This window comes from Streptomyces xantholiticus, from assembly GCF_014651015.1.
Classification (GTDB): domain Bacteria; phylum Actinomycetota; class Actinomycetes; order Streptomycetales; family Streptomycetaceae; genus Streptomyces; species Streptomyces xantholiticus.
Map to the genome: position 1 here is coordinate 14061 of NZ_BMWB01000009.1, position 25976 is coordinate 40036.

At 67.6% G+C, this 25976-nt stretch carries 22 protein-coding genes; 9 read left to right on the plus strand and 13 right to left on the minus strand.

Translation table 11 applies throughout. The features are described from left to right. Positions 1-14 precede the first annotated feature (14 nt). From gyrA to dnaA, 7 genes are all read right to left on the minus strand, one after another. Positions 15-2633: a DNA gyrase subunit A gene (gyrA, locus tag IE198_RS15935; protein WP_189886990.1), complete on the minus strand. Its 2619-nt coding sequence runs from the start codon at positions 2631-2633 to the stop codon at positions 15-17. Positions 2634-2674: 41 nt separating this feature from the next. Next, positions 2675-4744: a DNA topoisomerase (ATP-hydrolyzing) subunit B gene (gyrB, locus tag IE198_RS15940; RefSeq protein WP_308426813.1), complete on the minus strand. Its 2070-nt coding sequence runs from the start codon at positions 4742-4744 to the stop codon at positions 2675-2677. A 287-nt stretch (positions 4745-5031) separates the two neighbouring features. Beyond that, on the minus strand, positions 5032-5592 hold the full coding sequence (locus IE198_RS15945; protein ID WP_189886994.1) for a DciA family protein: 561 nt from the start codon (positions 5590-5592) through the stop codon (positions 5032-5034). Then, the gene (gene recF, locus IE198_RS15950) at positions 5589-6716 is read right to left on the minus strand and encodes a DNA replication/repair protein RecF (protein WP_189886996.1); all 1128 of its coding nucleotides are present in this window, start codon (positions 6714-6716) and stop codon (positions 5589-5591) included. Before recF ends, IE198_RS15945 begins: the two co-directional genes overlap by 4 nt. A 56-nt stretch (positions 6717-6772) precedes the next feature. Then, positions 6773-7651 carry a phosphogluconate dehydrogenase (NAD(+)-dependent, decarboxylating) gene (gnd, locus tag IE198_RS15955; RefSeq protein ID WP_189886998.1) on the minus strand — a complete coding sequence of 293 codons (879 nt, stop codon included), beginning with the start codon at positions 7649-7651 and terminating at the stop codon, positions 6773-6775. 101 nt (positions 7652-7752) lie between these two features. After that, the gene (gene dnaN, locus IE198_RS15960) at positions 7753-8883 is read right to left on the minus strand and encodes a DNA polymerase III subunit beta (protein WP_189887000.1); all 1131 of its coding nucleotides are present in this window, start codon (positions 8881-8883) and stop codon (positions 7753-7755) included. 825 nt (positions 8884-9708) lie between these two features. Continuing rightward, positions 9709-11463 carry a chromosomal replication initiator protein DnaA gene (dnaA, locus tag IE198_RS15965; RefSeq protein WP_189887002.1) on the minus strand — a complete coding sequence of 585 codons (1755 nt, stop codon included), beginning with the start codon at positions 11461-11463 and terminating at the stop codon, positions 9709-9711. Between the two features lie 360 nt (positions 11464-11823). Here dnaA and rpmH point away from each other — a divergent pair, with 360 nt between their 5' ends. The 9 genes from rpmH to IE198_RS16010 all read left to right on the plus strand — a co-directional run bounded on the left by rpmH (position 11824) and on the right by IE198_RS16010 (position 18682). After that, the gene (gene rpmH / locus IE198_RS15970; RefSeq protein ID WP_100108098.1) at positions 11824-11961 is read left to right on the plus strand and encodes a 50S ribosomal protein L34; all 138 of its coding nucleotides are present in this window, start codon (positions 11824-11826) and stop codon (positions 11959-11961) included. A gap of 18 nt (positions 11962-11979) precedes the next feature. Next, positions 11980-12351: a ribonuclease P protein component gene (gene rnpA, locus IE198_RS15975; RefSeq protein ID WP_100108097.1), complete on the plus strand. Its 372-nt coding sequence runs from the start codon at positions 11980-11982 to the stop codon at positions 12349-12351. Continuing rightward, on the plus strand, positions 12348-12710 hold the full coding sequence (gene yidD / locus IE198_RS15980; RefSeq protein ID WP_189887004.1) for a membrane protein insertion efficiency factor YidD: 363 nt from the start codon (positions 12348-12350) through the stop codon (positions 12708-12710). The genes rnpA and yidD overlap by 4 nt, the downstream gene beginning before the upstream one ends. Positions 12711-12713: 3 nt before the next feature. Then, positions 12714-14009, plus strand: coding sequence for a membrane protein insertase YidC (gene yidC, locus IE198_RS15985; protein ID WP_189887006.1), 1296 nt, complete (start codon positions 12714-12716; stop codon positions 14007-14009). 14 nt (positions 14010-14023) lie between these two features. Further along, the gene (locus IE198_RS15990; RefSeq protein ID WP_189887008.1) at positions 14024-14536 is read left to right on the plus strand and encodes a Jag family protein; all 513 of its coding nucleotides are present in this window, start codon (positions 14024-14026) and stop codon (positions 14534-14536) included. A gap of 112 nt (positions 14537-14648) precedes the next feature. Continuing rightward, a complete protein-coding gene (gene rsmG, locus IE198_RS15995; RefSeq protein ID WP_100108093.1) occupies positions 14649-15365 on the plus strand; it encodes a 16S rRNA (guanine(527)-N(7))-methyltransferase RsmG in 717 nt (238 codons plus the stop codon). A 233-nt stretch (positions 15366-15598) separates the two neighbouring features. Beyond that, positions 15599-16672: a ParA family protein gene (locus IE198_RS16000; RefSeq protein ID WP_189887274.1), complete on the plus strand. Its 1074-nt coding sequence runs from the start codon at positions 15599-15601 to the stop codon at positions 16670-16672. Then, positions 16669-17757 carry a ParB/RepB/Spo0J family partition protein gene (locus IE198_RS16005; protein ID WP_189887010.1) on the plus strand — a complete coding sequence of 363 codons (1089 nt, stop codon included), beginning with the start codon at positions 16669-16671 and terminating at the stop codon, positions 17755-17757. Before IE198_RS16000 ends, IE198_RS16005 begins: the two co-directional genes overlap by 4 nt. Positions 17758-18064: 307 nt before the next feature. Next, the gene (locus tag IE198_RS16010; RefSeq protein WP_189887011.1) at positions 18065-18682 is read left to right on the plus strand and encodes a GNAT family N-acetyltransferase; all 618 of its coding nucleotides are present in this window, start codon (positions 18065-18067) and stop codon (positions 18680-18682) included. 74 nt (positions 18683-18756) lie between these two features. Here the strand turns inward: IE198_RS16010 and trxA are convergent, their stop codons facing one another. From trxA to murJ, 6 genes are all read right to left on the minus strand, one after another. Next, on the minus strand, positions 18757-19089 hold the full coding sequence (gene trxA, locus IE198_RS16015) for a thioredoxin (protein ID WP_100108089.1): 333 nt from the start codon (positions 19087-19089) through the stop codon (positions 18757-18759). Positions 19090-19139: 50 nt separating this feature from the next. Then, the gene (trxB, locus tag IE198_RS16020) at positions 19140-20114 is read right to left on the minus strand and encodes a thioredoxin-disulfide reductase (protein WP_189887013.1); all 975 of its coding nucleotides are present in this window, start codon (positions 20112-20114) and stop codon (positions 19140-19142) included. Between the two features lie 134 nt (positions 20115-20248). Next, positions 20249-21157, minus strand: coding sequence for an RsmA family anti-sigma factor (locus IE198_RS16025; RefSeq protein ID WP_189887015.1), 909 nt, complete (start codon positions 21155-21157; stop codon positions 20249-20251). Beyond that, positions 21154-21858 carry an RNA polymerase sigma factor SigM gene (gene sigM / locus IE198_RS16030; RefSeq protein ID WP_189887017.1) on the minus strand — a complete coding sequence of 235 codons (705 nt, stop codon included), beginning with the start codon at positions 21856-21858 and terminating at the stop codon, positions 21154-21156. The genes IE198_RS16025 and sigM overlap by 4 nt, the downstream gene beginning before the upstream one ends. A 36-nt stretch (positions 21859-21894) precedes the next feature. Continuing rightward, positions 21895-23652, minus strand: a complete 1758-nt coding sequence (locus IE198_RS16035) for a protein kinase family protein (protein WP_189887019.1) — start codon at positions 23650-23652, stop codon at positions 21895-21897. 148 nt (positions 23653-23800) lie between these two features. After that, positions 23801-25945, minus strand: coding sequence for a murein biosynthesis integral membrane protein MurJ (murJ, locus tag IE198_RS16040; RefSeq protein ID WP_189887021.1), 2145 nt, complete (start codon positions 25943-25945; stop codon positions 23801-23803). Positions 25946-25976: the final 31 nt, after the last annotated feature.

Sequence of the window (25976 nt, forward strand, 5' to 3'; positions counted from 1 at the left end):
GCTCCACTCACGATCTACTCCTCGTGCTCCCCGGCCGAGGACTGTGTGCCCTCGGCTGCCGCCTCGGCCGTCTCAGCGCCGGCCTCCTCGGTCCCTTCGACCTCTTCGGCCTCGCGACCGGCCTCGGCGTTGCGAGCGATGCCGACGACGGCATCGCGCTTGCCCAGGTTGATCAGTTGGACGCCCATGGTGTCACGGCCCGTCTCCCTGACTTCGTTGACTCGCGTACGAATCACACCGCCCCCGAGGGTGATGGCAAGGATCTCGTCGGACTCCTCGACAACCAGCGCCCCCACGAGCGACCCACGGTCTTCCACGATCTTGGCGGCCTTGATACCCAGGCCGCCGCGACCCTGGACGCGGTACTCGTCGACAGCGGTCCTCTTCGCGTACCCGCCGTCGGTGGCAGTGAACACGAACGTACCGGGCCTGACGACATTCATCGAGAGCAGTTCGTCACCCTCTCGGAAACTCATCCCCTTCACACCGGAAGTCGCACGTCCCATCGGTCGCAGCGCCTCGTCGGTGGCGGTGAAGCGGATTGACTGTGCCTTCTTGCTGATGAGCAGCAGATCGTCCTCCGCCGACACCAGCTCAGCACCGATCAGTTCGTCGTCGTCACCGCTCTCCGTCTCACGGAGGTTGATCGCGATGACGCCGCCGGAGCGCGGGGAGTCGTAGTCCTTGAGGGACGTCTTCTTCACCAGGCCGGCCTTGGTGGCGAGCACCAGGTACGGCGCGGCCTCGTAGTCGCGGATCGCGAGGATCTCCGCGATCTGCTCGTCCGGCTGGAAGGCCAGCAGGTTGGCGACGTGCTGGCCACGGGCGTCACGGCCGGCGTCCGGCAGCTCGTACGCCTTGGCCCGGTAGACCCGGCCCTTGTTCGTGAAGAAGAGCAGCCAGTGGTGGGTCGTGGAGACGAAGAAGTGGTCGACGATGTCGTCTTCCTTCAGCTTCGTGCCGCGCACGCCCTTGCCGCCGCGCTTCTGCGAGCGGTAGTCGTCGGTCTTGGTGCGCTTCACATAGCCGCCACGGGTGATCGTGACGACGATGTCCTCTTCGGCGATCAGGTCCTCGATGGACATGTCGCCGTCGAAGGGCACCAGCTTGGAGCGGCGGTCGTCACCGTACTTCTCGACCATCGCGGACAGTTCCTCGCTGACGATGCCGCGCTGCTTCTCCGGCGAGGCGAGGATCGCGTTGTACTCGTTGATCTTCGACTGCAGTTCGTCGTGCTCCTGCACGATCTTCTGGCGCTCCAGGGCGGCCAGCCGGCGCAGCTGCATCTCGAGGATGGCGTTGGCCTGGATCTCGTCGATCTCAAGGAGGCCCATCAGGCCTTCCCGCGCCGTCTCGACCGTGTCGCTGCGCCGGATCAGCGCGATGACCTCGTCGATCGCGTCCAGCGCCTTGAGCAGGCCGCGCAGGATGTGCGCCCGCTCCTCCGCCTTGCGCAGGCGGAACTTGGTACGGCGGACGATGACCTCGACCTGGTGCGTCACCCAGTGGCGGATGAACGCGTCCAGCGACAGTGTCCGCGGCACGCCGTCGACGAGCGCCAGCATGTTGGCGCCGAAGTTCGTCTGCAGGTCGGTGTGCTTGTACAGGTTGTTCAGCACGACCTTGGCGACGGCGTCGCGCTTCAGCACGATCACCAGACGCTGACCGGTGCGCGAGCTCGTCTCGTCACGGACGTCGGCGATGCCGCCGACCTTGCCGTCCTTGACCAGGTCGGCAATCTTCTGGGCGAGGTTGTCGGGGTTCGTCTGGTACGGCAGTTCCGTGACCACCAGGCACTGGCGGTTCTGGATCTCCTCGACCTCGACCACCGCGCGCATCGTGATGGAGCCGCGACCGGTGCGGTACGCCTCCTCGATGCCCTTGCGGCCCACCACCAGCGCACCGGTCGGGAAGTCGGGGCCCTTGATCCGCTCGATGAGCGCCTCGAGCAGTTCCTCGTGCGGGGCGTCCGGGTGCTCCAGCGCCCACTGGGCACCGGCCGCGACCTCGCGCAGGTTGTGCGGCGGGATGTTGGTGGCCATGCCGACCGCGATTCCCGCGCTGCCGTTGATCAGCAGGTTCGGGAAGCGGGCCGGCAGGACCGTCGGCTCCTGGTTGCGGCCGTCGTAGTTGTCCTGGAAGTCGACGGTCTCCTCGTCGATGTCCCGGAGCATCTCCATGGACAGCGGCATCATCTTGCACTCGGTGTACCGCATGGCCGCGGCCGGGTCGTTGCCCGGAGAGCCGAAGTTGCCGTTGGAGTCCACCAGCGGCATCCGCATCGACCACGGCTGGGCGAGGCGGACCAGAGCGTCGTAGATCGACGAGTCGCCGTGCGGGTGGTACGTGCCCATGACGTCGCCGACGACGCGGGCGCACTTGTAGAAGCCCTTCTCGGGCCGGTAGCCGCCGTCGTACATCGCGTACAGCACGCGGCGGTGGACGGGCTTGAGGCCGTCCCGTACGTCCGGCAGCGCACGCGAGACGATGACGGACATCGCGTAGTCGAGATACGAGCGCTGCATCTCGGTCTCGAGCCCGACGGGCTCGATGCGCAGGTTCAGGCCCTCTTCTTCGGTGGTCACGGGAGTGGGGGTGTCCCCGCCGGCGGCAGGGATGTTCTCGTCGGCCATTGCTGGTCTTCAGTCCTTTCGTGCGGTCAGCTGAGACCGACTCAGATGTCGAGGAAGCGGACGTCCTTGGCGTTGCGCTGGATGAACGAGCGCCGCGCCTCCACGTCTTCGCCCATCAGCACCGAGAAGAGGTCGTCGGCCTGCGCCGCGTCGTCGAGCGTGACCTGGCCGAGCACCCGGTGGTCCTGGTCCATCGTGGTGACGCGCAGCTCCTCCGCGTTCATCTCGCCGAGGCCCTTGAAGCGCTGGATGGAGTCTTCCCTGATGCGCTTGCCGGACCGCTTGCCCAACTCGACCAGGGCATCACGCTCGCGGTCCGAGTAGGCGTACTCGAAGTCGTCCCGGCCCCACTTGATCTTGTAGAGCGGCGGGCGGGAGAGGAAGACATGGCCCGCCTCGACGAGCGGCCGCATGAAGCGGAACAGGAACGTCAGCAGCAGGGTGTTGATGTGCTGGCCGTCGACATCGGCGTCCGCCATCAGGATGATCTTGTGATAGCGGAGCTTCTCGATGTCGAAGTCCTCGTGGACACCGGTGCCGAAGGCCGAAATCAGCGCCTGCACCTCGGTGTTCTGGAGGATCTTGTCGATCCGCGCCTTCTCGACGTTCAGGATCTTGCCGCGGATCGGCAGGATCGCCTGGTACATCGGGTTGCGGCCGGACTTGGCCGAGCCGCCCGCGGAGTCACCCTCGACGATGAAGATCTCGCACTTCGTCGGGTCGTTGGACTGGCAGTCGCTCAGCTTGCCCGGCAGCGACGCCGACTCCAGCAGCCCCTTGCGGCGGGTGAGGTCCCTCGCCTTGCGGGCGGCGACGCGTGCCGTCTGCGCCTGGATGCCCTTGCGGATGATGTCCGCGGCCTCGTTCGGATTGCGGTCGAACCAGTCGGTGAGGGTCTCGTGAACGACCTTCTGCACGAAGGTCTTCGCCTCCGTGTTGCCCAGCTTGGTCTTCGTCTGCCCCTCGAACTGCGGCTCACCCAGCTTGATCGAGATGATCGCGGTCAGACCCTCGCGGATGTCCTCGCCGGAGAGGTTGTCGTCCTTCTCCCGCAGCAGCTTCTTGTCCCGCGCGTACCGGTTCACCAGTCCCGTCAGAGCGGAGCGGAAGCCCTCTTCGTGCGTACCGCCCTCATGCGTGTGGATGGTGTTCGCGAAGGAGTACACACCCTCGGTGTACTGCGAGTTCCACTGCATCGCGATCTCGACGGAGAGCATCCGCTCCCTGTCTTCGGCCTCGATGTCGATGACCGTGGGGTGGATCAGCTCGCCCTTGCGGGAGTTCAGGTACTTCACGAAGTCGACGATGCCGCCCTCGTAGTGGTACTTGACCGTACGGGCCGGCTCCTCGATGTCCTCCGGCTCCACGCCCGTCTCCGCGCCGGCGGTGGCCTTGGCCGATTCGCGCTCGTCGGTCAGCGTCAGGGTCAGGCCCTTGTTGAGGAACGCCATCTCCTGGAAGCGGCGCGAGAGCGTCTCGAAGGAGTAGTCCGTGGTCTCGAAGACGTCGCCGTCCGCCCAGAACGTGACCGTGGTGCCGGTCTCGGTGGTGGCCTCGTGGCGCTCCAGCGGCGCGGTGGGGACGCCCGACTTGTACTCCTGCGTCCAGCGGTAGCCGTCTGTCCTGATCTCGACGGCGAGCTTGTAGGACAGCGCGTTCACCACGGAGACACCGACGCCGTGCAGACCGCCGGAGACGGCATAGCCGCCGCCGCCGAACTTGCCGCCCGCGTGCAGCACGGTGAGCACGACCTCGACGGCCGGCTTCTTCTCGACGGGGTGGATGCCCACCGGGATGCCACGGCCGTTGTCGACGACGCGCACGCCGCCGTCGGCCAGGATCGTGACGTCGATCGTGTCGGCGTGGCCGGCCATGGCCTCGTCGACGGAGTTGTCGACGACCTCTTGGACGAGGTGGTGGAGTCCACGCTCACCGGTCGAGCCGATGTACATGCCGGGGCGCTTGCGGACCGCGTCCAGACCCTCGAGGACGGTGATCGCGCTGGCGTCGTACGAGGCGGTGACCTCGCCGTTCCCACCGGCAGCAGTGGACGGGGTGTTCTCGTTGGGGTTGCCGGAATCGGCCACGAAGCGCCCTTTCTGGCACAGCACAAGCCGTTCTCCGGGCTGGCGGGAGCGGCTGCGTCGTTCGGCATCTAATCGAGGTGTCCCGCGACAGAAGCGGGACTGCCGACCAGTCTACCGGTACCGCTGACACTCATGGGGGTTTGCCGGTAGCTGAGTCCGCCTGTGGCGCCCTGAACCATCACCGCCCGACTCCCCATATCCGGGAAGGGGCTCCAAGAGGCTCACACCGGCTTTGAGCGCTTCGGCCTGTCAACCTCTCGCTACCGTGAGGGACACCTCACCCGCAGGGCAGAGCTGAAGGCGGTCGGCGCTCAGCCGTAGGTGTCGCCCGGACCGGTGCTGCCCGGTGCCCGAAGAGGCCCGAACCTGCGCTGCGGGCCTCCCGGGCCCAGCACCTTGATCGCACGGACGGTTCCGTGGCCCAGGTCCTCGTTGAGCCGGGCCACCAGCCGGGGAGCCAGCAGACGCAGCTGCGTCGCCCACGCCGTCGAGTCGCACTGCACGGTGAGCACCCGCTCGTCCGGGGCCTCGTCGTAGCGCAGCGGAACGCAGTGGTTGGCCAGATCCTCGCCCACGATCTGCGGCCAGCGCCCCATCACTCCGCCCACGGCGGCAGGTGTCTCCCAGCCCCGCTCGGTGATCAGCCGGTTGATCGCCGCTCCCAGCGGCAGCGGATCACGTCCGTCCGCCCTCGCCCCGGAGCGCAGCCCACCCCCACGTCGGGCCTGCTTCTTCTGCTGTGCCGCCGCGCCGCGGGCCTTGGCCTGCTCCTTCGCGGCGCGCAACGCCACCCGCGCCAGGTCCACGCCCGACGCCTCGGGTACCCCCGGCCGCTCCGGCTCGGCCGGCCGCTCCGCCCCGTCGCCGGTCATACGCGCTCCACCGATCCGCCGAAGACCTCGTACCGTGCACCCGCCAGCACTCCGGGCACGTCGCCCTCGACGGCCGCGGTGACCAGCACCTGCTCACCGGGCGCCACCAGCTCGGCCAGGCGTTCCCTGCGCCGGGCGTCGAGCTCGGCGAAGACGTCGTCGAGGACGAGTACGGGTTCGTTCCCCTCGGCCCGCAGCAGGTCGTAGGAGGCCAGCCGCAGCGCCAGCGCGTACGACCATGATTCGCCGTGGCTCGCGTACCCCTTGGCGGGCAGCTGCCCCAGCTTCAGGACCAGCTCGTCCCGGTGCGGGCCGACCAGCGTCACTCCCCGCTCGATCTCCTGCTTGCGCACCTCGGCCAGCGCTGCCGTCAGCTGCTCGTACAGCGCCTCGCGGCTGTTCCCCTCGCCCACCGGACCGGCGGAGGAACGGTACTCCAGCAGAACCGGTCCGCCTCCCGGCGCGAGTGCCTCGTACGCCTTGTCGGCCAGCGGCTGCAGGGTGGCGATCAGATCCAGCCGTTGGGCCGTCATCTCGGCACCCGCCCGCGCCAGATGCTGGTCCCATACGTCGAGGGTCGACAGGTCCATGCCGGGCCCGCCGTGGCGCCGGGCCATCGCGGCCGACTTGAGCAGCGTGTTGCGCTGTCTGAGGACCCGCTCGTAGTCCGAGCGCACACCTGACATCCGCGGCGAACGCGCCGTCACGAGTTCGTCGAGGAAGCGCCGGCGTTCGCCGGGGTCGCCCTTCACCAGGGCGAGGTCCTCCGGGGCAAAGAGCACCGTGCGCACTATCCCCAGCACATCACGCGGCCTGACCTGCGAGGACCTGTTGATCCGCGCACGGTTCGCCTTGCCGGGGTTCAGCTCGAGCTCGACCAGCTGCGAGCGCTCCCCCTGGGTGACGGCCGCCCGGATCACGGCCCGGTCGGCGCCCATCCGCACCAGTGGCGCGTCAGAGGACACCCGGTGGCTGGCCAGGGTGGCGAGGTAGCCCACTGCCTCGACGAGATTGGTCTTGCCCTGACCGTTGGGCCCCACGAAAGCGGTGACGCCCGGTTCGAGAGGGACCTCGACCCGGGCGTACGAGCGGAAGTCGGCCAGCGACAGATGCGTGACGTGCATGGTGTGCGCCGACCTTCCCCCGGCATGACCGTGCACCATGGTGCACAGCCTGTGGACTACTTCTTGCTCTCCACCGCGTGACCGCCGAACTGGTTGCGCAGCGCCGCGATCATCTTCATCTGCGGGGAGTCGTCCTGGCGGGACGCGAAACGGGCGAACAACGACGCCGTGATCGCGGGCAGCGGTACGGCGTTGTCGATGGCGGCTTCCACCGTCCACCGGCCCTCGCCGGAGTCCTCTGCATAACCGCGCAGCTGCTCCAGGTGCTCGTCCTCGTCCAGCGCGTTGACGGCGAGGTCGAGCAGCCAGGAACGGATGACCGTGCCCTCCTGCCAGGAACGGAAGACCTCGCGCACATCGGTGACCGAGTCGACCTTCTCCAGGAGCTCCCAGCCCTCGGCGTAGGCCTGCATCATCGCGTACTCGATGCCGTTGTGGACCATCTTCGCGAAGTGCCCGGCGCCCACCTTGCCGGCGTGGACGGAGCCGAACTCGCCCTCCGGCTTGAGGGCGTCGAAGATCGGCTGGACCTTGGCGACGTTCTCCGCGTCGCCGCCGTACATCAGTGCATAGCCGTTCTCCAGGCCCCACACACCGCCGGAGACGCCGCAGTCGACGAAGCCGATGTCCTTGAGGCCCAGCTCGACGGCGTGCTTCTCGTCGTCGGTCCAGCGGGAGTTGCCGCCGTCGACGACCACGTCGCCCGGGGAGAGCAGCTCTGCCAGCTCGTCGATCGTGGACTGCGTCGCGGCACCCGCCGGGACCATGACCCAGACGACCCGCGGGCCCTTGAGCTTGCCCACAAGCTCCTCAAGGCTGTGGACATCGGCGAGGTCCGGGTTGCGGTCGTACCCGATGACGGTGTGGCCGGCGCGGCGGATGCGCTCGCGCATGTTGCCGCCCATCTTGCCCAGACCGACGAGACCGAGCTCCATCAGATGATTCCTCAATCGTTGTGTGCAGTACCTACCCGCGTCCGAGCCTACGCCCGGACACGGGTGCACACCTGTGGGGTCGTGCGCTCAAAAGCCGCTGATCAGCCGCTCAGACGCACCGGCATGATCAGGTACTTGTACGCCTCGTCCGCCTCCGCGTCCACGGCCGGCTTGCCGCTCAGCAGCGCCGGCTTGGTCGAGGTGGTGAACGACAGCTGGGCGACGGGCGAGTCGATCGCGCTCAGACCGTCCAGCAGGAACGTCGGGTTGAAGGCGATCGAGATGTCGTCGCCCTCCAACTGCGCGTCGACCCGCTCCACAGCCTGTGCGTCGTCGCTGGAACCGGCCTCGAGGATCAGCACGCCCTGCTCGAAGGTCAGCCGCACCGGGGTGTTCCGCTCGGCGACGAGGGCCACACGCTTGACGGCCTCGACGAACGGCGCGGTCTCGATGACGGCCACCGAGTTGAACTCGGTCGGGAACAGGGTGCGGTACTTGGGCAGGTCGCCCTCGAGCAGCCGGGTGGTGGTCCGGCGGCCGGCCCCCTCGAAACCGATCAGACCCTCACCGGCACCGGAGCCGGACAGTGCCAGGGTGACCGTGTCCCCGCTGGTCAGCGCCTTGGCAGTGTCCAGAAGCGTCTTGGCGGGGACCAGAGCGACAGCTGAGGCGTCCGGGCTCTCGGGCTTCCACAGGAACTCGCGGACAGCGAAGCGGTAGCGGTCGGTGGACGCCAGGGTGACGGTGTCGCCCTCGATCTCGATCCGCACACCGGTCAGGACGGGGAGGGTGTCGTCGCGGCCGGCGGCAATGGCGACCTGGGCCGCGGCGGAGGCGAACACCTCACCGGGCACGGTACCGGTCGCGGTCGGCATCTGCGGCAGAGCCGGGTACTCCTCCACAGGCAGGGTGTGGAGTGTGAATCGCGAGGAGCCGCAGACCACGGTCGCCCGTACACCGTCTGTGGAAATCTCCACCGGGCGGTTGGGGAGGGCGCGGCAGATGTCGGCAAGAAGGCGGCCGGAGACCAGGACGGTGCCGTCCTCGTCCACCTCGGCCTCCACCGAGACGCGCGCCGAGACCTCGTAGTCGAAGCTCGAGAAGCTGACCGCGCCGTCCTCCGCCTTCAGGAGAAGGCCCGCAAGAACGGGCGCCGGCGGGCGGGCCGGGAGGCTACGGGCCACCCAGGCCACCGCCTCCGCGAGTACATCGCGCTCCACCCGGATCTTCACCCGAACCGCCTCCTGCTGTTGCTGGCTCGCCCTGCTGGCCTTCGTCGTCGGCTTGATGCCGAGGACCAGTCTGACGCACGGCGCCGACGGTCGGTGCGGCTCGGGGTCAAGTCACTGCGATCGGCACCGGCGGTCCGGGCTCGAGTTGTGCACAGGGCCCTCTTCGAAGCGAATTCCCAGCTAACTCTGAGTGGGAGTAGTAGTAGGGCCTGTGGAAACCGTGGATAACGCTGTCTACGCAGGTCAGAGCCAGTTTTTTGTCCACTGACCCTGTGGGCGGGAGCGGTGGACAACCAGGCGTTTCTGTGGACACCCGAAAGTTCTGCACACCCGATGCACAGCCAGGAAGCACTTCTCCCCAGTGCCGTCCCCAGCTTTACCCACGTTCCCCACAGGCCAATCGAGCTCGTTGGTGTGACGGCTTTCACTCGACGCGGTGAGCGGCCGTGTTTCGTTGCCGAACAGTGGACAGGGGTGTGGAGAAGCTGTGGGCAACGGGCCGCTGCCTGTGGGCCGCCGGTGGACAACGTTGAGCACAGCCTGTGGACGGATTCCGCGTCCACAGGCTGTGGAGCTCGGTTGACCACAAATCCCCAAGGTACTGACCTGGCAGGACGACCTGCCGACCGGTGCGGCTGTGGACCGGATCTGGACAACTTCCTGGTCCCCAGGCTGTGGAAGCAAGACTGTCCCCACATCTGTGGAGAACGGCTCGACGGCCACCCGAAATCGAACACGTCCGGCGTCGGTGAACGGTCCGGGAACGGCCGAGGGCGCTCCCGGACAGGTCCCGGAGCGCCCTCAGGTGCCGTGGCGGCTTGTTCGTCAGCCGTTCTTGATGCGGTTGGTGAGCTCGGTGACCTGGTTGTAGATGGACCGCCGCTCCGCCATCAGTGCGCGGATCTTCCGGTCCGCGTGCATCACCGTCGTATGGTCACGGCCGCCGAACTGCGCGCCGATCTTCGGTAGCGAGAGGTCGGTCAGCTCCCGGCACAGATACATGGCGATCTGCCTCGCCGTCACCAGGACGCGGCTGCGGGACGAACCGCAGAGGTCCTCCACCGTGAGCCCGAAGTAGTCCGCGGTGGCCGCCATGATGGCGCTCGCGGTGATCTCCGGCGCGGCGTCCTCCCCACCGGGGATCAGGTCCTTCAGGACGATCTCGGTGAGCCCCAGATCCACGGGCTGCCGGTTGAGCGAGGCGAACGCCGTCACGCGGATCAGCGCACCCTCGAGTTCCCGGATGTTGCGCGAGATGCGGGACGCGATGAACTCCAGGACCTCCGGAGGTGCGTTGAGCTGCTCCTGGACGGCCTTCTTCCGGAGGATCGCGATGCGCGTCTCCAGCTCCGGCGGCTGCACGTCCGTGGTCAGACCCCACTCGAACCGGTTGCGGAGCCGGTCCTCCAGCGTCATGAGCTGCTTGGGCGGGCGGTCCGAGGACAGGACGATCTGCTTGTTGGCGTTGTGGAGGGTGTTGAACGTGTGGAAGAACTCCTCCTGCGTCGACTCCTTGCTCGCCAGGAACTGGATGTCGTCGACGAGCAGGATGTCCACATCGCGGTAGCGCTTGCGGAAGGTGTCGCCCTTGCCGTCCCGGATCGAGTTGATGAACTCGTTGGTGAACTCCTCCGAGCTCACGTATCGCACCCGGGTGCCCGGGTAGAGACTCCGCGCGTAGTGCCCGATCGCGTGCAGCAGGTGGGTCTTGCCGAGGCCCGACTCCCCATAGATGAAGAGAGGGTTGTACGCCTTGGCCGGAGCCTCGGCCACCGCCACGGCCGCTGCGTGGGCGAACCGGTTGGACGCGCCGATGACGAAGGTGTCGAAGAGGTACTTGGGGTTGAGACGCGCGTGCGGCTCGCCGGGCCCCGGTGCCGGTGCGGGCTGAGCACCCAGCGGACCGGGTGCTCCCGAGGGGCCGCCGCGGTGCGGGGCCTGCGGCTCGGGCAGGGGATGACGCTCCGGGCGGGATTCGTAGAGCCGGCGCTCCGACGGCTGCGGAGACCGGTAGTCGTGCCGTGGCTGCTGCTGCGGGGCCGAGGCATAGGGGTCCCGCTCCTGGAAGCCGCCAAGGCGCGGCTGCTGCCACGACAGGTCTTCCTGAGTACGCGGCCAGGCGCCGGGCTCGGGGCGCTGCTGGTACTCGGGATAGGCGGGCCTTGCCGTCGGCAGACCGTCGTCGGAGACGGACCGGCGCCCGTACGTGTCATAGGGGTCGCCCGGCCTGGGCTCGTCGTGCTGCGGGCCGGGGTACCGGGGCGGCTGCTGCTGGGCCGGGGGCGCCTGCGGGGCGGGACCGTCACCGACGGAGTCGTCGACGGTGATCGCGATCCGGATCGGGCGGCCGCACTCACGGCTCAGCGTCTCGCTGATGAGCGGCGCCAGCCGGCCTTCGAGGACCCGCTTGCCCCATTCGTTGGGGACGGCGAGCAGGGCGGTGTCGGCGACCAGGGCGAGCGGCTGGCAGCGCTCGATCCACTGTTTGTCCTTCGGCTCGACGCCCTGCTGGCCCTCGTCGAGGAGCTGCTCGAGCACTCGTGGCCACACTGCGGCAAGATCGGCAGGTACGTCAGCCACAAGGCACGCTCTCTCGCAGGTCCCACGAATGTGTGGTTCTCGGGACGGGATGGGAAGACAGGCAGGAAAAGATTCGGAGTTCAGTCACGGTAGTCAGGGCGACCCGGGTGGTTCAAGTTGTTGTCCACAGCCTGTGCACAGTGGACCACGGCATCGGCCTGGTTTGACCGGATGGCGTAGCCCCGCGTACCGTGACCAGGTCGAGTTGTCGATGGCTGCTGCCGCCTGCCTCCGATGGGCAAAGATCACGATCTGTGGTCGTGAAGCGGTGCACTCGGGCGTATACGCGAGCTACTCGTGGGCGCACGGTGACAGCCAGGCGATGTCCCGCCATCTACGAATCATTTCTGGAGCCCCCGAGTGAGCAAGCGCACCTTCCAGCCGAACAACCGTCGTCGCGCGAAGACCCACGGTTTCCGTCTGCGCATGCGTACCCGTGCCGGCCGCGCCATCCTGGCGAACCGCCGCGCCAAGGGTCGCGCCAACCTGTCCGCCTGATCGCGTACAGGTCATGACGTGCTGCCTACCGAGAATCGGCTGAGGCGGCGCGAGGACTTCGCGACCGCGGTACGACGAGGACGCAGGGCAGGTCGTCCGCTACTCGTCGTCCACCTTCGCAGTGGCACAACGGACCCGCACGCGCCTGGGGAGAGCGCCTCCCCGACGTGTGCGGGTTTCGTCGTGAGCAAGGCTGTGGGCGGTGCCGTCGTCCGGAACAAGGTCAAGCGGAGACTGCGCCACCTCATGCGCGATCGGCTCTCCGAGCTGCCCCCCGGTAGCCTGGTGGTCGTACGGGCGCTGCCCGGCGCGGGCGACGCCGAACATGCTCAGCTGGCCCGAGACCTGGACGCCGCTCTTCAGCGGCTGCTGGGAGGGGGCGCGCGATGAAGTACCCGCTGCTGGCTCTGATCAAGATCTATCAGTGGACGATCAGCCCGCTGCTGGGGCCCGTCTGCAGGTACTACCCGTCGTGTTCCCACTACGGATACACAGCCATCGACCGGCACGGCGCGATCAAGGGCACGGTGCTGACCGCCTGGCGCATCCTGCGGTGCAACCCGTGGTCGCCGGGCGGCGTGGACTACGTGCCCGAGCGCAAGCGCCCACGGTGGCACGAAATGCTGCGCAACGCCTTGCGCGGCGACAGCAAGGGCGGGGACTCCGCCGCTGATCTGCCTGCCTCGGGATCTTCCTCCGGATCCCAGGACCCGGCCGCAGAGACCTCGTCCAATGCTCAAGGAGCCTGATTAGTGGACACGATTGCCAGTCTGTTCAGTTTTATCACCACGCCTGTCTCGTGGATCATCGTCCAGTTCCACAGTCTCTACGGGGCGATCTTCGGCCCTGACACGGGATGGGCCTGGGGACTGTCCATCGTGTCGCTGGTGATCCTGATCCGGATCTGTCTGATCCCGCTCTTCGTGAAGCAGATCAAGTCGACCCGGAACATGCAGGCGCTCCAGCCGAAGATGAAGGCGATCCAGGAGCGCTACAAGAACGACAAACAGCGTCAGTCCGAAGAGATGATGAAGCTGTACAAGGAGACGGGTACCAACCCGCTCTCCTCGTGCCTTCCGATCCTCGCGCAGTCGCCGTTCTTCTTTGCGCTGTACCACGTGCTCAGCAAGATCGCCTCGGGTGACGAGATCGGCGTTCTCAACCAGAGCCTGGTCGACAGCGCCCGACAGGCCCATATCTTCGGTGCCCCGATCGCCGCCAAGTTCATGGACGACCCGTCGAAGGTGGAGGCGCTCAATGCCTCGCTGACCGACGTGCGCATTGTCACTGCCATCATGATCATCCTGATGTCGGCGTCGCAGTTCTACACGCAGCGCCAGCTGATGCAGAAGAACGTCGACCTCACGGTCAAGACCCCGTACATGCAGCAGCAGAAGATGCTGATGTACATCTTCCCGGTCATCTTCGCCGTGATGGGCATCAACTTCCCCGTCGGTGTTCTCGTCTACTGGCTGACCACCAACGTCTGGACCATGGGTCAGCAGATGTACGTGATCAACCAGAACCCGACGCCGGGCAGCAAGGCCCAGGACCAGTACCTGCAGCGTCTGCTCAAGAGCGTCACGGCTCACAACGAGGTCCGCTCGCGGCGCAAGCGCACCGTCGTCCAGGCGATCGTGGCCAAGGGCGCGGACCGCAACGACAACGAGCGCCGGTTCATCTCCGGTCTCGCCAAGGCCGGCCTGGCCGCTCAGGCGGACGGCACGGTGATCAAGAGCGAGTCCGCCATGGCTGATACCGAGGGAGGCGCCGCGCAGAAGCGCCAGCAGCCCAAGCGTCAGACCAAGGCGAAGCGCCAGGCCGGTACGACCCAGACCGGTGCGGCCAAGAGCTCCGAGGACACCGGCTCCGCGTCGAAGACGTCTCTGCAGAAGGACAAGCACGCCACCGGCCGCGCTCGTGCAGGCTCGTCGCAGGGTGATGCGAAGCCGAACACCAGCGGTGGCACCACCGGTTCCGCACGCCAGCCCAAGGCGGGACAGCGCAAGGGTCCGCAGCGGCCCAAGCACCCGTCGTCCAAGAAGTAAGAAGGAGTCCATCCGTGACGGAAGGCACCATCTCCGCTGCCGCAGAGGGTGACGACACCCTGACCCGCCTCGAGCAGGAAGGGGAGATCGCGGCCGATTACCTCGAGGGTCTGCTGGACATCGCCGATCTCGACGGCGACATCGACATGGATGTCGAGGCCGACCGGGCCGCGGTCTCGATCATCAGCGACACGGCCAGCCGGGACCTGCAGAAGCTCGTGGGTCGGGACGGCGAGGTGCTCGAGGCACTGCAGGAGCTGACGCGCCTTGCCGTGCACAGGGAAACCGGCGACCGTAGCCGACTGATGCTCGACATCGCGGGTTTCCGGGCGAAGAAGCGCACCGAGCTCGCCGAGCTCGGCGCCAAGGCGGCGGCTGAGGTGAAGAGCTCCGGCGAGCCGGTGAAGCTCGACCCCATGACGCCCTTCGAGCGCAAGGTCGTTCACGACGCCGTCGCGGCGGCGGGTCTGCGCAGCGAGTCCGAAGGCGAGGAGCCTCAGCGCTTCGTCGTCGTGCTCCCTGCCTGACCGTTTTGTTCTGTCGGCCCCGTCTGTTCGCAGGCGGGGCCGATCTTTGTCAGCCTGTTAATCAGCCACCACAGTCCACATAGCGGTAGTGGGGTACGGAAGGACGGTCCTCGTGACGGAGGCAGCACAGCTTCCCCAGGCGCCGGAGGCGGCACGGAAGGTATTCGGCGAGTACTTTCCAGCGGCCGTGCGGTACGCGGAACTGCTCGCGGACGCCGGGGTCAAGCGCGGTCTGATCGGTCCTCGCGAAGTGCCGCGACTGTGGGAGCGGCATCTGCTGAACTGTGCCGTTCTCTCCGAAGTCGTGCCGGAGGGGGTCACGGTCTGCGACGTCGGCTCTGGTGCCGGGCTTCCCGGTATTCCGCTGGCCCTGGTGCGGCCCGACCTGAAGATCACGCTGTTGGAGCCGCTGCTCCGCCGGACGAACTTCCTTCAGGAAGTGGTGGAACTGCTGGGCCTGGACCACGTGACAGTGGTGCGAGGACGAGCTGAAGAGGTCCTCGGGAAGCTGCCTCCGGTGCATGTGGTGACCGCGAGAGCGGTGGCCCCGCTGGACCGGTTGGCCGGCTGGGGTGTCCCTCTGCTCCGTCCCTACGGCGAAATGCTGGCGCTCAAGGGCGATACGGCAGAGGAGGAGATCCAAGGAGCCAGGGCTGCCCTGAGCAAGTTGGGTGTTGTGGAGACCTCGGTACTTCAGGTCGGAGAAGGGATCGTCGATCCGCTGTCCACTGTTGTGCGGGTCGAGGTCGGGGAGAGCCCTGGTGGTGTGAGGTTCGCCGCAAAGCGGGCCAAGGCGGCTCGGACGAGTCGTACGCGCCGTCGCCGCTGAGCCATACACGTAGCCATACGTACTGATTTCGGAGTGTCGTCCCGGTCTGGTCGTGCGGCTTGGGCATCGTGTTTCACGTGAAACGTCGCTCACTGCTGCAGGGAATCATCAGCCGCGGCCGTGCGGCCGCCCCGTCGAAGGGCCGCAAGCCCCTCTTGCGGGCTACGGAATTGTCCACAGGTGTGGATTCGTCCACAGAACCCCGGGCCTCGCTGGTTCACGACCCCGAAAGCATGGCAGGCTCTGTTCATTGCGAGCCTGATGTCGAGGAGAGTGAATCCTTGCGGTCCGACGCCAACATCGCGGGACCGATGACCGATCCGGTCCCCGGTCCCCGTACCGAGTCCGCGGGGGAGGATGTTTCACGTGAAACACCGCCCCCCATGGATGACACCCCCATTGGCCGCGCTGCTCAGCTGGCCGTGGAGGCACTGGGGCGTGCCGGTGAGGGGCTGCCCCGGCCTGAGCAGACACGCGTCATGGTCGTCGCCAACCAGAAGGGCGGTGTGGGAAAGACCACCACCACGGTCAACCTCGCCGCTTCGCTCGCGTTGCACGGCGCACGTGTGCTGGTGATCGACCTGGATCCGCAGGGCAACGCCTCGACGGCTCTGGGGATCGATCACCATGCGGAAGTTCCCTCGATCTACGACGTCCTGGTGGAGAGCAAGCCTCTCTCCGAAGTGGTCCAGCCGGTCCCGGATGTCGAAGGACTCTTCTGCGCCCCCGCCACCATCGATCTCGCCGGTGCGGAGATCGAGCTGGTGTCGCTGGTGGCGCGGGAGAGCAGACTGCAGCGGGCGATCCAGGCCTACGAGCAGCCGCTGGACTACATCCTCATCGACTGTCCCCCCTCGCTCGGTCTGTTGACGGTCAATGCCCTCGTGGCCGGCGCTGAGGTACTGATCCCGATCCAGTGCGAGTACTACGCGCTGGAAGGGCTCGGGCAGCTGCTGCGTAACGTGGACCTGGTGCGCGGACACCTCAATCCCACGCTGCATGTCTCGACCATCCTGCTCACCATGTACGACGGCAGGACCAGGCTCGCCTCACAGGTCGCGGAGGAGGTGCGCAGCCACTTCGGTGAGGAGGTGCTGCGCACCAGCATTCCGCGGTCGGTACGTATCTCGGAGGCGCCGAGCTATGGGCAGACCGTACTGACCTACGATCCAGGGTCCAGTGGCTCCCTCTCTTATCTCGAGGCTGCCCGTGAGATCGCTCTGCGTGGGGTCGGTGTGCGCTATGACCCGCAGCACGCCCAGATGGGCCAGAACAGCCAGCAGAACTTGTCGGAGGGGATCCAGTGAGCGAGCGACGTAGAGGATTGGGGCGTGGGCTCGGTGCGCTGATTCCTGCCGCTCCCCAGGAGAAGCAGCCGGATTCCCAGGCAGCCTCGCCGTCTCCCGTGCTGACTGCGGAACGCGGGGTGGCGGCGGCCAAGGTCGCCACCCTGCCCTCCGCGTCGGTGGCTCCCGAGGCGGCCGTTCCCGCATTCGAGGGAGAGGCTGCCGCAGTACAGCCAAGCGCCCCTGCCGGCGTCCACTTCGCCGAGGTGCCGCTCGACGCGATCACTCCGAACCCGCGTCAGCCGCGCGAGGTGTTCGATGAGGACGCCCTCGCGGAGCTCGTCACCTCCATCAAGGAAGTGGGGCTCCTCCAGCCTGTCGTCGTACGCCAGCTGGGCCAGGACCGCTACGAACTCATCATGGGTGAGCGCCGCTGGCGCGCTTGCCGAGAGGCAGGACTCGAGCGGATCCCCGCGATCGTTCGGGACACCGACGACGAGAAGTTGCTGCTGGACGCTCTCCTGGAGAACCTGCACCGGGCCCAGTTGAACCCGTTGGAAGAGGCGGCCGCCTACGACCAGCTGCTGAAGGACTTCAACTGTACCCACGACCAGCTGGCCGATCGGATCGGCCGTTCGCGTCCACAGGTGTCCAACACGCTTCGGCTGCTGCGGCTTTCCCCGCCGGTCCAGCGTCGGGTTGCCGCAGGCGTGCTCTCCGCCGGTCACGCTCGTGCTCTGCTCTCGGTGGACGACTCGGACGAGCAGGATCGGTTGGCGCATCGGATCGTCGCGGAGGGCCTGTCGGTCCGCGCTGTCGAGGAGATCGTGACGCTGCTGAACTCGAACCCGAAAAGCGCGCCCAAGCAGAAAGGGCCCCGGGCCGGCGCACGACTGTCTCCGGCGCTGTCGGATCTTGCCTCTCGGCTCTCCGACCGCTTCGAGACGCGGGTGAAGGTCGACCTCGGTCAGAAGAAGGGGAAGATCGTTGTCGAGTTCGCCTCGATAGATGATCTCGAGCGAATTCTCGGCACCCTGGCACCCGGCGAGGGACGTGTTCTCGAGAAGGGCCTCGGCGAGGACCCTGCCGAGGACGAGGCCCTCTGATCTCATCCGCTCGGCTTGTAAAAGGGCGGGTTGTGTTCCGGGTATCGGGACACAACCCGCCCTTTGCCTTGGTGCGCTATCCGTGCCAGGGCTGGGTGGATACGATGCGTTCTGGTATGACGCATCCACCCTTGAGCCACTTCGGAGAGAAGGCGACGGCCATGCGATCGGTGAGCTGCGGCCAACTGGTGACAGCAGGCCTGGGGCTCGGGGCGGTGGGCGGCTTCGTCAGCAGCCTGCTCCTCGAGAGGAGCGCGCTGGCAATCGCTCGCAGTGCGGCAGACGAAGGAAGTGAGGAACAGCCTTCATGGGGCGTCGGCTCGTACCGCTCACGCTGGACAACCTTTCGGACCTTCCCAAGCGCTGTCGTGCGTGTGTCTTCTGGGAACTCGACCCGGTCAGCGGTGAAGCCGCGGTAAAGGCCGGGACCCCCGAACTCGAGAAGGAGGCCTGGATCTCGGCCGTGCTCCTCGAGTGGGGCTCCTGCGGTCGGGTGGTCTACGTCGACGACGTGCCCGTCGGCTTCGTTCTCTATGCCCCGCCTGCCTATGTGCCCCGTTCGATGGCATTCCCCACGAGTCCCGTGGCTGCGGACGCGGTGCAATTGATGACTGCCTGGATCATGCCGGGCTATCAGGGGCAAGGGCTGGGCAGGGTCATCGTGCAGACCGTCGCCAAGGACCTGCTGCGTCGCGGGTTCCGGGCCATCGAGGCCTTCGGCGACGCACGGTGGAAGGAACCGGCCTGCGTGCTGCCGGCCGACCACCTTCTCGCGGTCGGCTTCAAGACCGTGCGGCCGCATCCCACGTATCCACGCTTGCGCTTGGAGCTGCGGACGACGCTCTCCTGGAAAGAAGACGTGGAGCTTGCTCTGGACCGTCTCCTGGGAGCTGTGCAGAAGGAGCCCGCGCTGCGACCGCTCTGACCACTGAGTACGAATGGGCCCGTCCCCAAGGGGACGGGCCCATTCGTGTTTCACGTGAAACAGCGGCGTGGTGCTTACTCGCCGATGAAGCTCTCGAGGTCGCGCACGATCGCGGCCTTCGGCTTGGCGCCGACGATGGTCTTGGCGACCTCACCGTTCTGGTAGACGTTCAGAGTCGGGATCGACATGACGCCGTACTTGGCCGCCGTGGCCGGGTTCTCGTCGATGTTGAGCTTCACAACCTGGATCTTGTCGCCGTGCTCGGCCGCGATGGCCTCGAGGGACGGCGCGATCTGGCGGCAAGGGCCGCACCAGGCGGCCCAGAAGTCCACCAGTACGGGCTTGTCGCTCTTGAGGACGTCCTCCTCGAAGGAGTCATCGGTCACGTTCTTCAGGGCGCCGGCCACGGCGGCCTCCTAACTTTCTGCGGGGTGTGAGGGGAGTGGTTTCCAGGGGGTCAGACCACGGGGGTCTTCTCCGGCTCGGCCGCCTTTTCGCTGTCCGAGAGGGCGGCGAGATAGCGCTCAGCGTCCAGGGCCGCGGCGCAGCCGGTGCCGGCGGCGGTGATGGCCTGACGGTAGGTGTGGTCGACCACGTCACCAGCGGCGAAGACTCCAGTGACATTGGTGCGGGTCGAGGGGGCATCGACCTTGAGGTAGCCCTCGCCGTCCAGCTCGAGCTGACCCTTGAACAGCTCGGTCCGGGGGTCGTGGCCCACCGCGATGAACAGGCCCGTCACCGCAAGCGGGGACTTCTCAGCCGTCTTCGTGTTGTTCAGCGTCAGTCCCGAAAGCTTCTGATCGCCGTGGATCGCCGCGACCTCGCTGTCCCAGGCGAAGGAGATCTTCGGGTCGGCGAAGGCACGCTCCTGCATCGCCTTGGAGGCACGCAGGGTGTCGCGGCGGTGGATGATGGTGACGGACTTGGCGAAGCGGGAGAGGAAAGTGGCTTCCTCCATCGCCGTGTCGCCACCGCCGACGACGGCGATGTCCTGGTCCTTGAAGAAGAAGCCGTCACAGGTGGCGCACCAGGAGACCCCGCGGCCGGAGAGCGCGTCCTCACTGGGCAGGCCGAGCTTACGGTGCTGGGAGCCGGTGGTGACGATCACGGCCTTGGCGCGGTAGACGGTGCCGGCGGTGTCGGTCACGGTCTTGATGTCCCCAGTGAGGTCGACGGACACAATGTCGTCGGGGACGAGCTCGGCGCCGAAGCGCTCCGCCTGGGCGCGCATGTTGTCCATGAGGTCAGGCCCCATGATGCCGTCACGGAAGCCCGGGAAGTTCTCCACATCGGTCGTGTTCATCAGCGCACCGCCGGCGGTGACAGCGCCCTCGAACACCAGCGGCTGCAGCGATGCCCGCGCGGTGTAGAGCGCGGCTGTATAGCCCGCGGGCCCGGAGCCGATGATGATCACGTTACGGACGTCGCTCACGGGTTTCTTCCTCGTCTCTGCAGACTGCCTACTGCCTACGGGGCGGGTTCATGGACTCTCACCCCACCCAACGGATCCTACGGGGCGTGCATTCCCGTGGAGCCGGAGCGGCACCGGCGATGTCTCGCAGGATCTCAGGGGCGAGGGAAGGACCGCGTGAAAAGCAGCTCGCCCGTGGAACCGGCCGGGTGATCCACGCACGCCGCGGCAATGACATACGCCTGGACCTGAGTGCTGTCCTTGGGGTGCGCCATGAGAACGAGGTAGGCGGTCGCGCCTTCGTAAGTACCCCGCTCGACGACGATCGGTGTATCGGTCCTACCCGTTCCTTGCCGGATGCAGCTGGGCACAGCCGCACCCGGGCTGCTCTTGGGAGCGACGGTCGTGGGACCGCTCTCGAGAGAAGGCGCCCTTTCGATCCTGGGCTCGGCCTCCTGTGTCGGTCCGGCGGCCAGCAGCGAGCGGACACGGCCGTCAAGGTCGGTACCGGAGAACTGCGCGCCGTCGCGTGCCGCAGCGCTCACACTCGCGTCCTTCCTGGCTGATTCGGCGTCATTGCTGGAGCCTGTCTGCACCGACTGGAGGAACATCACACCCACGCCCAGGGCGGCGGCGCCGAGAACGGCACCGAGGACCGTAGCGCTTCGCCTGCGTGCCCTGCCCTTCCGCCCCGGACCGCTCGCAGCTCGAGGGTGCCCTGTGGGACGGTCCGGTGGAGGCGGCGACTCCGCCGTATGAGGGGGTGGCGCTGTTTCACGTGAAACATGGTCCGCTTCCCCTCGGCCGGTGGAGTCGAGAAGAGCCTCCGCGGCCAGGGCGGCATCGATACGACCGGCGATCTCGGCCGGCATGCGGGGAGGCCCGGGCAGAGTGCCGAGCAGCCCACGGATCTCCTCGAGGGATGTCTGCACGTCCGAGCAGAGTGCACAGTCCTCGAGGTGCCGGCGCAGCTCGTACGTACGGGAGGCCGGGAGAAGGCCTTCGGTGAGGTCGGAGATCTCCGAGACGTCCGGGTGCCGAGTCGAGTCGGTCGAGGAAGTCACGCGCGCCCACCTCCGCCCTTCACTGCAGCAGGGTCACCCGGCCCTGTCTCTTTTGGTCCCGACGCCGGTGGGACGGATGTCCCCGGCGTCCGGTTCCTTCCCATGCCGACGTCGGTGTTATCCCCGGCCTGACCACGCAGATGCGTGAGCATCGGAAGGAGACGGGCCCGGCCCCGGGCGCAGCGGCTCTTCACCGTTCCGGTCGGCACTTCGAGTACACGCGCGGCTTCGGCGACCGGGTACCCCTGCATGTCGACGAGCACGAGCGCGGCGCGCTGGTCCACCGGGAGCTTCGCCAGGGCCGCCAGCAGCTCGCGATGGAGGTCGTGACGCTCGGCCGGGGCCTCCGCCGACTCATGGGGCTCCAGGAGCTGCTCCAGGCGCTCCGTGTCGTCGACGGGTGAGGTCCTGCGGGAGGCGGCCTTCCGGGCCCGGTCCAGGCAGGCGTTGACGGTGATGCGGTGCAGCCATGTGGTGACGGCGGACTGCCCACGGAAGGTGTGGGCCGCCCGGAAGGCCGAGACAAGGGCGTCCTGGACCGCGTCGGCAGCTTCCTCGCGGTCTCCCAGGGTGCGCAGGGCGACTGCCCACAGTCTGTCGCGGTGGCGCCGGACGAGCTCACCGAAGGCGTCGGGGTCACCGTCGACATGGCGCGCCAGAAGATCCTGGTCGCAGGCATCGCCGAGCGTCGCATTGTCCAACGGTGAGCCCCCTCCCCGTTCGTCGGTGCGTGACCGTCAGCCGGTGAACTTCACGTCCGCGATGCCCTGCTTGTGTCCGGCGCCGTTGTACCCGTCTCGGGGGGAGTAGGGCATCGCGGTCATCCACAGCAGCACAAACCGGCTCTTGGTCGCCTTCTGGGCCGTCAGTGTGAGATTGGATCCGTTGGTCTGCCCGGTGGCGATCCGCTCCATCGAGTTGACGGAGCCGGACGGCGACAGGGAGTCGACCGCGTAGAGAGCCATGGTGGTGTGGTTGCCGCCGTAGCGCAACGCTATGGAAGCACCCGAGATCTCCTTCTCGGACCCGAGGTCGTAGACGATGCCCACACCCTCCTTGACGGCAGGAACCAGCTCCGGCCCGTCCACGAAGTAACCGGTGCGCCAGTCGCTCGCGGTGTCGTCGTCGTAGGAGGCACCTACCTTGGCGGCATTCTGCGGCCTGCCGTCAGGTGCGTACTCCTGCGCGCCCTGGATCGCCAGTGGCACGGGTGCCTTGGGCCGGTCGCCGGTCCCCCCTGGGGCGGCGGTCTCCGACTTCTTGGGCTCGTCCGTGGTGTTGCGGTCGTCCAGCAGCTTGTCGGCGATCTGCCAGCTGCCGAGACCCAACGCCGCGATGAGCAGCGCGGAGACAGCCCACTTGAGGGCCTTGCCCGAACGGGTCTGCAGGGGCGGGGGCGGCGTGGGTGCTGCCTGGGCGGCCAGGGGTGAACCCGGCCTGGCTGTCGGCCGCCCGTGGTTGATCGGCTGGTAGGTGGAGCGCTGGTACTCGGGAGGGGCGGTGAACGACGGCTCCGGTGGCCGGATGCGCGGCATCGCGGCGACGGCCTTGGCCAGTTCGTCGGGCGTGGTGCACGGCGGTTCCTGGCGCGATGCAGTGGCGCCGTCGTTGATCAGCGCCCGCATGGCGAGCTCGGAAAGGCCCCGATGGACGCCGGCGCGAACCTGGTCGGGCGCGACCAGGCCGACTCCCTTGGGCAGGCCGGTGAGGCCGTACGCGTCGTTCTCGTAGGGCCAGCGCTGGGTCAGAGCGGCGTACAGGAGGGCACCGATCGCCTCGGTGTCGGTGCGCTGAGGTCCGTCGGTGGAGATGCCGCGCAGAGCGGCGTTCACGGCCAGGCCGCGGATCCGGTACTGGCCCGTCGAGGTCCGCAGTACGGCCCCTGGGGTGAGCCTCAGATGGGCGAGTCCCTCGCGGTGGGCGGCGGCCATGGCCTGGGAGACCTGGTCGACGAGCTGATAGGCGTCGTGCGGCTCGAACGGTCCGGACGCCAGCAGAGCGGTCAGCTCGACAGCGTCGGGGAGCCATTCGTGCACGACGTAGACAAGGTCGTTCTCCTCGACGGCGTCCAGCACCTGGACGAACCGGGGGTCGCCGAGCAGGGCCGAGGAACGGGCCGCTGCCAGGACGGAACGTGCCCGGGGGTGGTCTGACGGAAGGATGTGCACGCCAACAGCGCGCCGCAGTTTCTCGTCGACCGCACGCCAACTGCTGAAACCGTCCAGACGGGTGACGCACTCCTCGAGCCGGTAGCGTCTGGCGAGCTTGTGGCCACTGTGCAGTTCGGGCGTGGAGTAGGACGGCTCGCCGCCCTGCTTCTCACCGTCCGTGTCCGGCGTCTCCTCCTGCGCCGGGCTCAGGGAGTCCGCCGCAGGGGACTTTGTCGTCTGGGATTCCGCCGCCCCGTCGGTCGTGGCCTTGCCCGCCTTGGCGGTCAGCGGTTCGTCCCCGCCGTTGTCGGCCACGTCGACGGCAGCCGTGCTACGTTCCGCCACCGTCGTTCCTGCCTCCCCATCCGTTGCGCCATGTCCAAACAGCCATGCCAATTGTGCCCACAGTCCGACGCTATGCACGACACGCGGGGTCCGACGATGGTTGTGCGGACTCGCTCGATGCCGCCTGCTGAGCGTCGTTCCAGCAGGCCTAGCGGCCGAGACGGCCACGCACCATGCCCACCATGGCGTTGAGTTCCTCGATGCGCATGCGCTTGGCCGCTACGAAGAAGATGCCCAGGAGCGCGACGCCGCCTGCCACCAGCGCGACCAGGGAGCCGCCGGCACCGCTGCCGAGTCCCCTGAGCACGCCGTAGGCGACGGCTCCACCGGCCGCCGCTGCGGGCACGGAGGCCATGGAGAGCCGGGCGTAGGTGCGCATGACGTGGCCGCCGTCCAGGTCGCCGCCCAGGCGGTTCTTGAGCCTCCGCCAGGCGACACCCACACCCACGGCGTAGGCGAGGCCGTACGAGGCGGCCATGCCGACGACTGCCCACTGGGCGGGCAGCAGTACGTAACAAAGGGCGGAGGCACTGGCGTTGACGACGGCGACGATGACCGTGTTGTAGAAGGGCGTCCGCGTGTCCTCGTAGGCGTAGAAGCCGCGCAGCACCACGTACTGCACGGAGTACGGAATCAGACCGAGACCGAAGGCCATCAGGATGAAGCCCATGCTCCGGGCCGCCTCGAGGCCCGTGGAGGCGAACAGCAGGGTGGACATCGGCACACCGAGGGCGAGGAACGCGAAGGAGACCGGGACGATGGCCACGGCGGAGTTGCGCAGGCCCTGGGAAATGTCGTCACGCACGGCGCCGGGGTCGTTGTCGTGGGCCGCGCGGGAGATGCGGGGCAGCAGCGCAGCCATCACGGAGACGGTGATGATGGCCTGCGGCATGCCCCAGATCAGCTGGGCGTTGGTGTAGGCGATGAAGCCCGCACCCTGTTTGCCGGACGCCGCTCCGGCCGCTGTGGCGAGCTGAGTGACGACCAGCACACCTGCCTGGTTCGCGAGGACGAAGAGCACGGTCCACTTCGCCAGCTTCACGGTCTTGCCGAGCCCGTGGCCCTTCCAGTCGAACCGGGGGCGGAAGCGGAAGCCGGTCTCACGCAGGTACGGGATCATCGCCAGCGCCTGGACGACCAGGCCGAGCAGCGTTCCGACGCCGAGCAGCCGGACACCTTCCGGCGGGATCGTCTGCACGCCCATCTGGGACTCGGCGGAGGTGCCGTACACCCAGATGAAGAGCCCGAACGTGGTGATCATGACGATGTTGTTCAGGACCGGGGTCCACATCATCGCGCCGAACTTGCCGCGGGCGTTGAGGATCTGCCCCATGACCACATGGATGCCCATGAAGAAGATCGTGGGAAGGCAGTAGCGGGCGAACGTGACCGCGACGCCGTTGGCGGCCTGGTCGGTCGCGATCGTGTCCGACATCAGCCGGACCAGCAACGGCGCCGCGAAGATCGCCACGGCGACGATCGCGCCGAGCGCCACCATCACCAGTGTGAGCAGACGGTTGGCGTAGGCCTCGCCACCGTCGTCGTCGTTCTTCATCGCGCGGACCAGCTGCGGGACGAAGACGGAGTTGAGACCACCGCCGACCGTGAGGATGTAGATCATCGTCGGCAGCGTGTACGCGACGGTGAACGTGTCACCGAGGAGCGCGGCACCGAGGGCAGCGGTGATCACGAGGCTGCGCACGAAGCCCGTGAGCCGGGAAACCAGGGTTCCCGCAGCCATCACGGCGCTGGACTTCAACAGGCTCGTGGCACGGCCCGGCGGCTTCTTGGGCGCCGGGGCGGCGGGCATGGGCTCGGGAGCGGGAGAGGGCACCGAGGACTGCTGGTCCCTGAAGAGGTGCGCGAATGCGTCGGGCTCCGGCTTGTCCTCGCCGGCACGGGAGACCAGGTCGTCCACTCCGGTGAACTGTGTGGTCCGTGCGTCGTCGCCGTACGGCAGGTGACGGGACGGGCCCTCGGGCTCCGGCGGCGGGGTCTGCGCCCAGATGCGGGGGTCGGGGGCGTACGGGGGTGCCGCGGGCTGCTGATAGAGCGGCTGCGGTTCCGGATAGGTGCCCGGGGGCGGCGGAGGGTGCGCGGAGCGGTCGTAGAGCGCCTTGTCCACCGGGTCCTGGGCGGACGGGTCCTGGGCCTGGAAGGGGTCGTGGGCGTAGGCGTCCTGGACATAGGGGTCCTGCGCATACGGGTCGGACGAGGGCTGCTGCGGCGGGAACGAGCCTGCCTGGTCACCGCCCGCGACCTGACCGCGGTCACCGTCGTACGGCGCGTTCATGACTACCCCACCTCATCGTCCCCGGCCGACC